General features: G+C 42.1%; 9 protein-coding genes, 1 other RNA gene and 1 other annotated feature. Of the genes, 8 read left to right on the forward strand and 2 right to left on the reverse strand.

Annotated elements, in window-relative coordinates:
* Positions 1-235 precede the first annotated feature (235 nt).
* Both ACQKMH_RS03640 and dtd read left to right on the forward strand, forming a co-directional pair.
* On the forward strand, positions 236-2,434 hold the full coding sequence (locus ACQKMH_RS03640; RefSeq protein ID WP_427586122.1) for a RelA/SpoT family protein: 2,199 nt from the start codon (positions 236-238) through the stop codon (positions 2,432-2,434).
* Between the two features lie 15 nt (positions 2,435-2,449).
* Positions 2,450-2,893 (forward strand): D-aminoacyl-tRNA deacylase, encoded by a 444-nt coding sequence (gene dtd, locus ACQKMH_RS03645; RefSeq protein ID WP_427586123.1) that lies wholly within the window; start codon positions 2,450-2,452, stop codon positions 2,891-2,893.
* A gap of 70 nt (positions 2,894-2,963) precedes the next feature.
* Here dtd and ACQKMH_RS03650 read toward each other — a convergent pair whose 3' ends face one another.
* Complete coding sequence (locus tag ACQKMH_RS03650; RefSeq protein ID WP_427586124.1) at positions 2,964-4,733, reverse strand: SH3 domain-containing protein; 1,770 nt, start codon at positions 4,731-4,733, stop codon at positions 2,964-2,966.
* A 128-nt stretch (positions 4,734-4,861) separates the two neighbouring features.
* Here ACQKMH_RS03650 and ACQKMH_RS03655 point away from each other — a divergent pair, with 128 nt between their 5' ends.
* The 4 genes from ACQKMH_RS03655 (at position 4,862) to ssrS (ending at position 8,773) form a co-directional block, all read left to right on the forward strand.
* On the forward strand, positions 4,862-5,035 hold the full coding sequence (locus tag ACQKMH_RS03655; RefSeq protein WP_427586125.1) for a hypothetical protein: 174 nt from the start codon (positions 4,862-4,864) through the stop codon (positions 5,033-5,035).
* A gap of 79 nt (positions 5,036-5,114) precedes the next feature.
* Positions 5,115-5,351 (forward strand) — a binding site (T-box leader).
* A 96-nt stretch (positions 5,352-5,447) separates the two neighbouring features.
* The gene (gene hisS, locus ACQKMH_RS03660) at positions 5,448-6,719 is read left to right on the forward strand and encodes a histidine--tRNA ligase (protein ID WP_427586126.1); all 1,272 of its coding nucleotides are present in this window, start codon (positions 5,448-5,450) and stop codon (positions 6,717-6,719) included.
* Positions 6,720-6,731: 12 nt separating this feature from the next.
* The gene (gene aspS / locus ACQKMH_RS03665) at positions 6,732-8,501 is read left to right on the forward strand and encodes an aspartate--tRNA ligase (protein ID WP_427586127.1); all 1,770 of its coding nucleotides are present in this window, start codon (positions 6,732-6,734) and stop codon (positions 8,499-8,501) included.
* Positions 8,502-8,587: 86 nt separating this feature from the next.
* A non-coding RNA gene (ssrS, locus tag ACQKMH_RS03670) (6S RNA) lies at positions 8,588-8,773 on the forward strand.
* Positions 8,774-9,182: 409 nt separating this feature from the next.
* Here ssrS and ACQKMH_RS03675 read toward each other — a convergent pair.
* Entirely contained in the window at positions 9,183-10,097 is a 915-nt protein-coding gene (locus tag ACQKMH_RS03675; protein WP_427586128.1) for a TauD/TfdA dioxygenase family protein, read from the reverse strand.
* Between the two features lie 617 nt (positions 10,098-10,714).
* On the opposite strand from ACQKMH_RS03675, the gene ACQKMH_RS03680 reads away from it, so the two are divergent.
* Together ACQKMH_RS03680 and ACQKMH_RS03685 are read left to right on the forward strand one after the other, a co-directional pair.
* On the forward strand, positions 10,715-11,758 hold the full coding sequence (locus ACQKMH_RS03680; RefSeq protein WP_427586129.1) for an ABC transporter substrate-binding protein: 1,044 nt from the start codon (positions 10,715-10,717) through the stop codon (positions 11,756-11,758).
* A 12-nt stretch (positions 11,759-11,770) separates the two neighbouring features.
* On the forward strand, positions 11,771-12,598 hold the full coding sequence (locus ACQKMH_RS03685) for an ABC transporter ATP-binding protein (protein ID WP_427586130.1): 828 nt from the start codon (positions 11,771-11,773) through the stop codon (positions 12,596-12,598).
* The last annotated feature ends 10 nt before the right edge of the window (positions 12,599-12,608 follow it).

Here is a 12,608-nt window from a genome sequence, read left to right on the forward strand (position 1 = left end):
GCAGTAATCTTCATAAAATACACGTTTAACTCTTTACAACCTCCTCTTTTTTTTCGATAATAGTAATAATAAAGAGTTTTTCTGCTAATAAGTTTATTTGCACTTGTATCCGTTTAAGCGGATTTATTTTTTTTCGCAAAAATTGTCACGTTTTGCTGAATTAAGGGAAGTGCTACCAATCATACTCAATCCGGATCATATCCGGTGGCAGTTAAAGTGGGGTTAAGGTGATTAAATGGCTAATGATCAAATATTGACTGCCGAACAGGTTGTAGAACGGGCCAGCTTATATCTTCAGCCGGAAGAGGCTGAATTTATTCATAGAGCGTTTAAGTATGCAGAGTATGCTCATAGAGAACAATACCGTAAATCGGGAGAGCCTTATATTATTCATCCGATTCAAGTGGCCGGCATTCTAGCGGATCTTGAAATGGATCCTGCAACTATTGCAGCAGGTTTTTTACATGATGTTGTTGAAGACACGGAGGTCACCCTGAAGGATATTGAAGAAAATTTCAGTCCTGAAGTCGCCATGCTCGTAGATGGCGTGACCAAATTAGGGAAAATCAAGTATAAATCACAGCAAGAGCAACAGGCGGAAAACCATAGGAAAATGTTCGTGGCGATGGCCCAGGATATCCGGGTCATATTGATCAAGCTTGCCGACAGACTGCACAATATGCGGACATTAAAGCATCTGCCTCAGGAAAAGCAGAGAAGGATATCGAACGAGACGTTGGAAATCTTCGCACCGCTTGCTCATCGTCTTGGTATCAGTACGATTAAATGGGAACTTGAAGATACTGCATTAAGGTATTTGAATCCTCAGCAGTATTACCGAATCGTCAACCTGATGAAGAAAAAGCGTGCAGAACGTGAAAAATATTTAGAAGAAGTCGTTGATGAAGTGCGTAAAAACGTAGAGGAAGTCAACATTAAGGCTGATCTATCCGGAAGACCGAAACATATTTACAGCATTTATCGCAAAATGGCATTGCAGAATAAGCAGTTCAGCGAAATTTATGATTTGCTTGCGGTCCGTATCGTCGTCAATAGCATAAAAGATTGCTATGCCGTTTTAGGAATCATCCATACATGCTGGAAGCCGATGCCTGGCCGATTTAAAGACTATATCGCGATGCCGAAGACGAATATGTATCAATCGCTTCATACGACGGTGATTGGACCGAAAGGCGATCCGCTTGAAGTGCAGATCCGTACTTCAGAAATGCATCGCATTGCCGAGTTCGGGGTTGCTGCGCACTGGGCTTATAAAGAAGGAAAAGATGTTGGTGAACAGCCTTCATTAGAAGAAAAATTGACTTGGTTCCGCGAAATTCTGGAATTCCAGGATGACGCGACTAATGCCGAGGAATTCATGGAATCCCTTAAAATCGATCTTTTTTCTGATATGGTCTTCATTTTCACGCCAAAAGGCGATGTGATCGAGCTGCCATCAGGATCCAATCCGATTGACTTCGCTTACCGGATTCACTCGGAAATCGGAAACAAAACGATCGGTGCCAAAGTGAATGGTAAAATGGTGCCGCTGGATTATAAACTGAAGACTGGTGACATCATTGAAATTTTAACATCGAAGCATTCATATGGTCCAAGTCAGGACTGGCTTAAACTCACACAAACATCTCAAGCGAAAAATAAGATCCGTCAATATTTCAAAAAGCAGCGTCGAGAAGAAAACATCGAAAAAGGCAAAGAACTTGTTGAAAAAGAAATCAAGGAAATGGAATTCGATCTGAAGGAAATCCTGACTGCCGATAATATCAGGCGTGTTGCAGATAAATTCAACTTCCTCAATGAAGAAGATATGTATGCAGCGGTGGGATATAACGGAATAACAGCTCTTCAGGTAGCGAACCGCCTTACCGAGAAATGGCGTAAGCAGAAAGCGGTCGAGCAAGAGGCTGATATTTCAGAAGCAGTGGCCGATCTGAAAACCTTCTCCAATTCCTCTAAAAAACGCGACTCAGGTGTACAGGTTCCTGGTATTGATAATCTGCTTATCCGATTATCACGCTGTTGTAACCCAGTTCCCGGAGATGAAATCGTTGGTTATATAACCAAAGGCCGGGGAGTATCGGTCCATAGACAAGACTGCCCGAACCTGGATAGCGGGGATTGCGAACATCGCCTTGTTCCTGTTGAATGGGAAAGTACCATTAACGAACGCAAGGAATACATCGTTGAAATTGAAATCAGCGGGTATGACCGTCGCGGTTTATTAAACGAAGTGCTGCAAGCAGTCAATGAAACGAAGACCAATATTTCAGCGGTATCAGGTAAATCCGACAGGAATAAAGTGGCGACAATTCACATGTCGATTTATATTCATAACATTGCACATTTACAAAAGGTAGTCGACCGTATAAAACAAATTTCAGATGTTTATTCCGTCAGAAGGATTATGAACTAAGGAGTTTTTATTACCATGCGTGTTGTTTTACAACGTTCCAAAGCAGCCAAAGTCGTTGTGGCAGACCAAATAATCGGGCAAATCGAAAGTGGGCTCGTTCTTTTGGTTGGTGTCACCCATGGGGATACCATCGATGACGCTGCCTATTTGGCCGAAAAGATTGTCAATCTCAGAATATTTGAAGATGAAAATGAAAAGATGAACCACTCACTACTGGATGTAGGTGGTTCGATTTTATCCGTTTCACAATTCACCCTATACGGAGATTGCCGTAAAGGCCGTCGACCGAACTTCATGGACGCCGCCCGTCCTGAAGAGGCAAATGATATTTATGAAGCATTTAACGAGGAACTCCGCAAAAAAGGCGTCCATACGGAAACAGGTCAATTTGGTGCCATGATGGACGTTCAGCTTACGAATGATGGACCCGTTACATTAATACTGGACAGTAAAAAATAACCTGCTGCGGCAGGTTTTTTGTTTGGGCAAAAATCATTAAAAGCCAGCTTCGAAGGAAGCTGGCTCGTCTTTATTTAAAATACCGTGCCAATCCATTATAGATGGCGGAAGTGATTTTTTCTTGATACTCATTCGTTGTTAACGTCAATTCTTCCACTGGATTACTTAAATAACCTAATTCAATAAGTGTAGCCACCCGTTTGTTTTCACGGATAACATGAAAATTTCCGTAACGGGACCCGCGGTTGGGCACCTGCATGGTGGAACCGAGTGAATTCGCCAGTGTAGAGGCCAAACCTTGTTGATAGCCATGATAGTAGTAGGTTGTTATCCCGCTGGTAATCTGGTCCTTGGTGCTATCGTAATGGAGGCTGATGAAAGCATCCGCATTGTGGATATGTGAGGTGCCGACCCGGGAAGGAAGTGGAACATATGTATTCCCGCTTCTGGTCAGGATCACCTTTGCTCCTGCGGCCTGAAGTTTGTCCCGCAGCAACTCAGCCGTTCGGATCGTCAGGTTTTTCTCAAGAGTGCCACCGACCCCTACTGTACCGCTATCCCTGCCGCCATGGCCGGGATCGATCACGATGGTTTTATCCGCTAAATATTTTTCAACGCCCGGTCGTTGGATCTGCTCGGTATTCCCCTCTATCGTCACGATCCATCCGGCAACATAAGCGGTTTTCCCGCTCTTTAGTTTAATGGAATACCAGTCGCCATCCATACCTATGGCTTGGAACGTTTCACCTGCATTTGCCTGCTCTACGATCTCCGAGTTGCCATCGGGCTCACTTCTAAATATCGTTCCATCATGAATGATGGTAATCTCGTGTCCTTTTACATCCATCTTCTTTTTCTTTGGCGTTTGTTCAACATTCTCTTTTTCTAAGTACCAACTCACGACCCAGCCCTTTTTTGAACCGGAAAGCTGGATCTGCGTCATTTTTCCTTTTGTCTGCAAGACAGAGTATGTCTCGTCCTTATTCACCGAACCGATGACCTTACTGTTTAGGGAGGCGTCCTTCCGTACATGTAAACCTGATGCAGTCACTCTTGCAGTGGCATCTGACTTATTCACTTTCGGTAGATTTTTATCATCGCTTACTTGTATGTACGTTTCAGCTACCCAACCATGGGCACCTTGGAAATCAATTTCAGCCCATTCATTTTCAATGCGATAAACGGTCACTGACGTATTTTTATTCAGCTTTCCGAGAGAGGCACTGCTTTTTGAAGGTTCCGAACGAACATTGAGCCGGTCGACCAAGGTGACGCCGGTTTTTACGGCTTGGTTTGCATCTTCTTTTTTCTTGGATGAATCTTTTTTCACTGCATTTTTCTCGGAAGCTGGAGGAAGATTAAGGTAGTCAGAAGATACCCAACCACGAATTTCCGTTGTTTTAATCTCTATCCAATTTTCATTCTTGTCAATAATGTCAACAGCTGTTCCTTTCGTTAAGGAGCCAACTGTTTGAAATGTAGTGCCCGGACCTGTACGGACACGGACGGAGCTGCCGGTGATTACTCCCTGGCCGGATTCGTTCTTGACCTGTTTTGTATCTGATTTTTTCTCTACAAGCCAATTGGCAACCCATCCCGTTTTACCTGCAGCTATCTGTATTTCAATCCAGTCGCCATCTTCTTTTAGAATAGGATACGATTCCCCTTTTGCCAGTTTTTTTACGATAGGGAAACTGAGTCCAGCGCCTTCGCGGACATTGACCACTTTTGTCTTCACGATTATTTCCCCTTCATCTTTTCCAAATGCGTGATTGACCGGGAAAATAGCTGCCATTATCAGCAATAGGATCAGGCCGAATAGACCCGATTTCTTCTTCATAAGTTGTCTCTCCCTTTTTATGTCTATATGTATGTATTCTCGTTCAATAAAAATTTCCCTCTATCCCTATGTAAAAAACATTTTTTTAGGAAAGAATAAAACGTATAGAAGTATAGGAGGGAAACCACATGAAATTCAGCGAAAAAGATCAAACGAGCTTAAGCGGAGGCAATCAAGTATTAGGTGTCGATTTTCACGATTTTATCCAGAAGGAGCAAAGTGCAAATCTTGTTGAATTGGCGTCCGAGTTCGGAGTCAATGTCCGGACGATCAAAAACATGAAAAAACATTTGAACCAATAAAATGCGATAAAATCCTAAAGCCTATCTTGACATTTGATGTTAACGTCCGTATGATTATAAAATATCAGACTTATTACTGCAACAACCAATGATGGAGAAGAGTAATTAAGAAACACATGAAAAGAGAGGAAATGCCGGGGCTGAAAGCATTCCACATGATGACTTAATGAAAGAACCCTCCGTAGGCTTCACTCCGAACGGATTTTCTTAATAGGAGATGGACGTAAAACAGGCGTTAACTGTTTTTGAGCGGGGGCACAAATTTTTGTGCTTCAACTAGGGTGGCACCACGGGATATCCAACTCTCGTCCCTTGTAACGGATTAGTTACAAGGGGCGGGAGTTTTTTGTTTGAAAAAATCAGTATAGCGCCGTTTCAAAAAAGGCGCCTTGCTTTAAAGGGGGAAACATATATGTCCATTCAAATTCCTAGAGGTACACAGGATTTATTGCCTGGCCAGACGGAAATTTGGCAGTATATCGAAAAGACAGCGCGTGATATTTGTCACCGTTACCAATATAAAGAAATCCGCACACCGATTTTTGAGCACACGGAATTATTTTTACGTGGTGTAGGAGATACAACCGATATCGTACAAAAAGAGATGTATTCATTTCAAGACCGCGGTGAACGGAATTTGACCCTTCGTCCCGAAGGCACTGCATCAGTGGTCCGGTCATATATCGAGAACAAGATGTTTGGATGGGCTAATCAACCGGTCAAACTCTATTATATCGGGCCGATGTTCCGCTACGAACGTCCGCAGGCAGGCCGCTTCCGCCAGTTCGTTCAATTCGGCATCGAAGCTTTAGGAAGTAAAGATCCTGGAATCGATGCGGAAGTTTTATCACTTGCAATGAACCTTTACAAAGAACTTGGGTTGAAAAAGCTGAAACTTGTGATCAACAGCCTTGGTGATAAGGAAAGCCGGACAGCGCATCGGAATGCATTGATCAAACATTTTGAACCTCGTATTGGCGAGTTTTGCAGCGATTGCCAAAATCGTCTTGAAAAAAACCCACTGAGGATCCTCGATTGTAAAAAAGATCACGATCACGAATTGATGAAAACGGCGCCATCCATCATTGAATATCTAAATGATGACTCCCGTATTTATTTCGAAAAGGTGAAACAGCACTTGACGGATTTGGAGATTGAATTTGTAGAAGATCCGACACTTGTGCGGGGATTGGATTACTATAATCATACCGCCTTTGAAATCATGAGTGATGCGGAAGGCTTCGGGGCCATTACAACACTTTGCGGAGGCGGCCGATATAATGGGCTGTCTGAAGAACTTGGCGGACCAGAGACACCCGGAATTGGCTTTGCGCTAAGCATTGAACGCCTGATTGCAGCACTACAAGCGGAAAACATCGAGCTTCCAATCAAAAAGGGAATTGACTGCTACCTTGTTTCGTTAGGTGAAAATGCCAAGGATTATACAGTCAAACTCGCCCATCAACTGCGGAATGCCGGTTTTACTGTCGAAAAGGACTATCAAAACCGTAAAGTGAAAGCTCAATTCAAATCGGCCGACCGCCTGGAAGCAAGATATGTGGCGACACTCGGAGATGATGAATTGGAGAATAATAAAATCAATGTAAAGTTCATGGAAACCGGTGAACAAGTCCAGATGGATCTTGCTACATTCGTTGAACAATTCAAAAAGCTACAGGCTTAAGGGGGAAATACCATGTTTGGCAGAACATACTTCAATGGGGAAGTAACAGAAGCAGCTATTGGTGAAAAAGTAACATTAAAAGGTTGGGTACAAAAACGTCGGGATTTGGGCGGGGTCATCTTTATCGACCTACGTGATAGAAGCGGAGTCGTACAAGTCGTTTTCAATCCGGATATTTCAGCAGAAGCCTTGGCCACTGCCGAAAAGATCCGTAATGAATATGTCCTTGATATCCAAGGGACAGTCATCAAACGTGATGAAGCCAACTTCAACCCGAATGTAACAACAGGGACCGTCGAAGTTCAAGCCGAAAACGTTACAATTTTAAACGAAGCAAAAACTCCTCCTTTCATCATTGATGAAAGAACGGATGTTTCAGAAGATATCCGCCTGAAATACCGTTACTTGGACTTGCGTCGTCCGGCAATGTTCGAAACGTTGAAAATGCGTAACCAAACAACAAAAGCAATCCGTGACTACTTGGACGGTGAAGGCTTCCTTGATATTGAAACACCGATCCTAACGAAAAGTACACCTGAAGGAGCACGTGATTATCTAGTGCCTAGCCGTGTACACGAAGGGGAATTCTATGCACTTCCACAGTCACCGCAAATCTTCAAGCAGCTATTGATGGTATCCGGTTTTGAACGTTATTATCAAATTGCCCGCTGTTTCCGTGATGAAGATTTACGTGCTGACAGACAGCCTGAATTCACGCAAATCGATATTGAAACAAGCTTCATGAGCCAGGAAGATATCATTCAAACGGCAGAAAACATGATGGCTAAAGTGATGAAAGATGTTAAAGGACTGGACGTAACACTGCCATTCCCTAGAATGACTTACTTTGAAGCGATGAGCCGTTATGGTTCCGACAAACCCGATACACGTTTCGGAATGGAACTTAAAGATGTTTCGGAAATCGTCAAAGACAGTGATTTCAAAGTGTTCACTGGCGCCGTTGCAAATGGTGGACAAGTTAAAGCGATTGTCGTGAAGGGCGGAAATGCGGATTATTCCCGTAAAGATATTGATGGATTGGCTGAATTTGCAGCGATTTACGGTGCAAAAGGTCTTGCGTGGTTGAAAGTGGAAGAAGACGGTGTAAAAGGTCCAATCGCTAAATTCTTTGCTGAAGATCAACAGCAATTAGTATCTGTATTGGAAGCAGAAGTGGGCGATCTAATCTTATTCGTAGCGGATAAGAAAGGCATAGTTGCTGATGCACTTGGAGCACTCCGCATCAAACTTGGTAAAGAAAGAGGCTTGATCGATCAAAGCAAATTCAACTTCCTATGGGTAACGGACTGGCCATTACTTGAATATGACGAAGAAGAAGGACGCTATTATGCCGCACACCATCCATTCACAATGCCATTCCGTGAAGACATGGACAAACTGGAATCAGATCCAGCAAGTGTCCGTGCACAAGCGTATGACCTTGTCTTGAATGGTTACGAACTTGGCGGTGGATCACTGCGTATTTTCGAACGCGACGTTCAGGAAAAAATGTTCAAAGTACTTGGATTCACAGAAGAAGAAGCAAACGCACAATTCGGCTTCTTAATGGATGCATTCGAATACGGAACACCTCCACACGGCGGAATCGCCCTTGGACTGGACCGTATGGTCATGCTGCTTGCAGGCCGCACGAACCTTCGCGATACCATCGCGTTCCCGAAAACAGCAAGCGCAAGCGACCTGCTGGTTGACGCACCGAGTACTGTAAGCGACAAGCAATTGGCCGAACTTAGCCTAAGACTTGCTGCACTAAAAAAATAATAAATCTGGGAAAAATATGAAAAAATACCTAGGTGCTTTCTCTTGAAACGGAGTAAAGCATTATGATATGATGTTTTCAATAAGTAAGAGTCCTGATGTGTTCGTTCTTTAACCTATAAGTTTTGACCGAACACTTATAGTTACCGGGAGCACTAGTTTCCTGGCCGCGTAAATGCCTCCCTCGAAGAGGACTTACAAACGCGAGGAACCGAGCACCCACCTGCGGAGAGCGGGTTCAAAACAAAGGCGTAAACGGCACAATTGGGACTCTTATACCTTACAAAGCAACTCATGTTACTAAACATGGGTTTTTTTGTGCGTAAAAATAAGTGAAGAATGGAAAATCACGAGTCACACTATTTTTCAGATACCTTCGGGTCCGGTTTTTCTTGCATGAAAGATGGATCCGTTAATTGATGCACTTCACTAATGATTTAGCTGAGAGTGCTACTTCAATAACTTCTTTCATTGCTTCTAGTGGTTACATTATTTCAAATACTTCCCATCTCTACTATTTGAGTCAGAGTTAGAGAGCTTGTGGAGGTTGTTGGAATTACTGGGGGAAGTTCTCGCGGTACATAAAAAAACGCCATGCTTTCCATCATATAATAGAAAGAATAGCGTCCTTTTCATTTTTGGGTTAAGGATTTGTTTTAGCTTGATGGAATGAGGTGATGCTTGCTATTGATTATTTTTAACTTTCGTTCTTGTGAAGCTACGACGACCATCTAAACTAATAGGTGCCTCCCCGTCAATTGTAATTCTTCGAACAACTCTTTGTGCATTATCATAGTCATTTACTGCATAATGCTGAGTTGCACGGTTATCCCAGATGACGACATCTCCAGTATTCCAGCGCCAGCGAACGGTATTTTCTAATTGTGTAACATGTCCTTGGAGGACGGAGAACAATTGGGCTGAATCGAAGGAAGAAAGACCGACAAATTTTTTCACAAAATGACCGAGTAAAAGATGGCGTTCTCCGGTTTCAGGATGTACATGGACAACTGGATGTTCGGTTTCGTATAGAGTGGAAGTAAATACGTCTTTATAGTGACTATCAGCCTTTGAAGATACATTTGCGCGCTTTGCAGCATAATCAAAGTCATTTGTATGGATTGCCCATAATTGATCAGAAAGATTTCGTAATTCTGCTGGCAGGTTTTCATAAGCAGCGGTTGTATTCGCCCAAACGGTATCACCACCTACTTCAGGTATCACAACTCCCCGTAAAATGGAGTATTTCGGGTATGCGGCTTCAAACGTAACATCTGTATGCCATGAGTTTGCTCTACCACCACCATGATCAGAATTCAATTCCAATATATAATTTGAGCCATTCTTTACTGGAACAGTTGGATGAACAACTGGATTTCCAAGTAGTCTTGCAAAAGCTTCTTGTCCCTTATCATCTAGATGATCCTGATTACGGAAGAAAACAACTTTATGCTTTAAGATTGCCTCGCGGATTGATGTAACTGAGTTAGCATCCAGATCTTCAGAAAGTTTAACACCAGATATCTCCGCACCAATACGTGCAGCAACTGGGTTTACAACGATTGTTGATGAATTTTGAACTTGTTTGATATTACTCATTTTATTGCCTCCTTGTTTTTAGACCGCATAGCGGGCATTTAGGGTAAACCGATAATACAAAAGAAAGCCAGAGCATAAGAGCTCTGGCTTCCAGGTGACTGGTCAGCAATACGAATCCGAAATAATATAATTCCTATCGGTTTGATAAAATATTAAACTGGTAGGATAAGTATGTCAATTATTATTTTTGAATTTTTTGTTAATTAGGAAATGGCAAATTTGTTGTTTCAAATTGAAATGGATTCGTTGATTAAGATAACTTCCCAAAAAGAAATGAACATCCTTTATTAAAAGAGCTTCTCAGTTTTAGGGAACAGTCTTATGAATAGTTCAATCGATAATGGTACAGGAGATTGATAAATTTAGAATTATCTGAATTTAAGGTTGACTATTGGCAATTGACTTGTTAGTATAAGGGAAATAAATACATAGTATTTCAATGGGAATTATTAATTCATTGACCGGACAACCGGAGACTTCTCTTTAATTTAAAGTGATGTCTCCGGTTTTTTTGGTAGATGAACTAGCCGACTAGTCTTCTGGAGGCCTTTACAACGAGCGTTATTCGTTTGTGGTAAAGGTTTTTTCTATTGGAGGGAAGATGGAGGGAAAGGGAATTGCAGATTTTGAAGAGTTGGCGAGCAACAGGAATTTTATTAATAGCACTATTATCAGTCGTTTTATCGGTTGGATGTCAGGAGGAGAAAACGGTAGCGGAAAGTGAAGGGGAGTATGAAACTCTTAGTTTAAAATATGAGGGCTCTGTTGGTACTGTTACTTATCCAGAGTTAGCACAAGATTTAGGATATCTAAATCCAATTAAATTGGAATGGATAGGAAATACAACTAGTGGACCATCGTCTATTCAAAATGCAGCGACGGGTGAAACGGATTTTGGCGGTGCTTTTAACGGTGCGATTGCCAAATTGATAGCAAGCGGGGCACCCATTAAATCGGTCATTGGGTATTACGGCAGTGATAAAGATACATTTAGTGGTTATTATGTATTGGATGGCAGCCCGATTAAAAACGCTCGAGATTTAATTGGTAAAAAAGTCGGTATGAACACTATGGGAGCACATTCTGAATTCATTTTAAAAGAATATTTAAAACAAAATGGGCTAACGAATGAGGAAATTAAGCAAGTTACTTTAGTTGTTGTGCCACCAGTGAATACAGAACAATCGCTTCGACAAAAGCAAATTGATGTAGCGGTTTTAGGTGGAATGTTGCGTGATCGAGCATTAGAAAAAGGAGGAATCAGAAAGGTCTTTAGTGATTATGATTTGTTTGGCTCCTTTACAGCAGGAAGCATTGTCTTCAAAGAGGCATTTATTAAAGAAAATCCGAACACGGTGAAAAAGTTTGTAGAAGCAACAGCAAAAGCCATTGAATGGACACGAACAACGCCTCGAGAAGAAGTCATTGCTCGTTTTGAATCGATTATTGAGAAAAGGGGGCGTAAGGAAGATACAGAAACGATTCAATATTGGAAGAGCCCAGGTATAGCGGAGAAAGGCGGCTTTATTCAGGAACCAGAATTCCAAGTGTGGGTAGACTGGCTGGAGAAAAGTGGTGAGTTTAAAGAAGGTCAAGTAAAATTGGATGATTTATATACGAATGAATTTAATCCTTATAAAGATGAGTTGAAAAAAAAATAATGAGGTGATGGTATGATAGACAAAATTCAGTTTGAATATGTAAGTAAAGTTTTTAAAATAAGAGATTCAGATCAAAGAAAGGGAGCGGTTAAAGAGTTTACGGCCATTAAAAATGTTCATTTTTCCGTGAAAAGTGGAGAGTTTCTTACATTAGTAGGGCCATCAGGATGCGGAAAGTCGACGTTGCTTGATCTTCTAGGTGGTTTAACAAAGCCCACTTCGGGACAGATTTTGCTGGATGGAAAACCGATTGAGGGGCCTGGTTTAGATCGTGGGATTGTCTTTCAGCAGTATGCGTTGTTTCCTTGGAAAACAGCGAAAGGGAATATTGAATTTGGCTTAGAGTCAAAAGGAGTTCCAAAGAAGGAGCGGACAGAAATTGCCCGGCACTTTTTGTCACTAGTCGGATTATCAGGATTCGAAAATCGTTATCCTCACGAACTTTCAGGTGGAATGAAGCAACGTGTTGCCATAGCTCGGAGTTTGGCTTTTGACCCGGAAGTTTTATTGATGGATGAGCCATTCGCCGCACTGGATGCTCAAACACGGGAAACGTTGCAAACCGAATTGCTTCGAATCTGGGAGCAAACAAAGAAGACTATTGTTTTCATTACACATGGGATCGATGAGGCGGTATATTTAGGACAGCGTGTCGCAGTGATGACTTCTCGACCAGGAACCATTAAACAAATTATAGATAATCCTCTCCATTCAAGCAGTCAGGTAGAAGATTTACGCTCTACCACAGAATTTGCAAAGGCCCGTCACCAAATTTGGGATTTGCTTCGTGAAGAAGTGAGTAAAGCCCAAACATTTGAGAAAAAAGATCAATCTGCTTAATAAAAGCTGA

It is taken from the genome of Peribacillus sp. NPDC097895 (genome assembly GCF_050277555.1).
Classification (GTDB): domain Bacteria; phylum Bacillota; class Bacilli; order Bacillales; family DSM-1321; genus Peribacillus.

Bases quoted from the DNA above. Each gene is read 5' to 3' on its own strand.
- ACQKMH_RS03640 (WP_427586122.1), top strand. From the start codon at position 236: ATGGCTAATGATCAAATATTGACTGCCGAACAGGTTGTAGAACGGGCC.
- dtd (WP_427586123.1), top strand. From the start codon at position 2,450: ATGCGTGTTGTTTTACAACGTTCCAAAGCAGCCAAAGTCGTTGTGGCA.
- ACQKMH_RS03650 (WP_427586124.1), bottom strand. From the start codon at position 4,733: ATGAAGAAGAAATCGGGTCTATTCGGCCTGATCCTATTGCTGATAATG.
- ACQKMH_RS03655 (WP_427586125.1), top strand. From the start codon at position 4,862: ATGAAATTCAGCGAAAAAGATCAAACGAGCTTAAGCGGAGGCAATCAA.
- hisS (WP_427586126.1), top strand. From the start codon at position 5,448: ATGTCCATTCAAATTCCTAGAGGTACACAGGATTTATTGCCTGGCCAG.
- aspS (WP_427586127.1), top strand. From the start codon at position 6,732: ATGTTTGGCAGAACATACTTCAATGGGGAAGTAACAGAAGCAGCTATT.
- ACQKMH_RS03675 (WP_427586128.1), bottom strand. From the start codon at position 10,097: ATGAGTAATATCAAACAAGTTCAAAATTCATCAACAATCGTTGTAAAC.
- ACQKMH_RS03685 (WP_427586130.1), top strand. From the start codon at position 11,771: ATGATAGACAAAATTCAGTTTGAATATGTAAGTAAAGTTTTTAAAATA.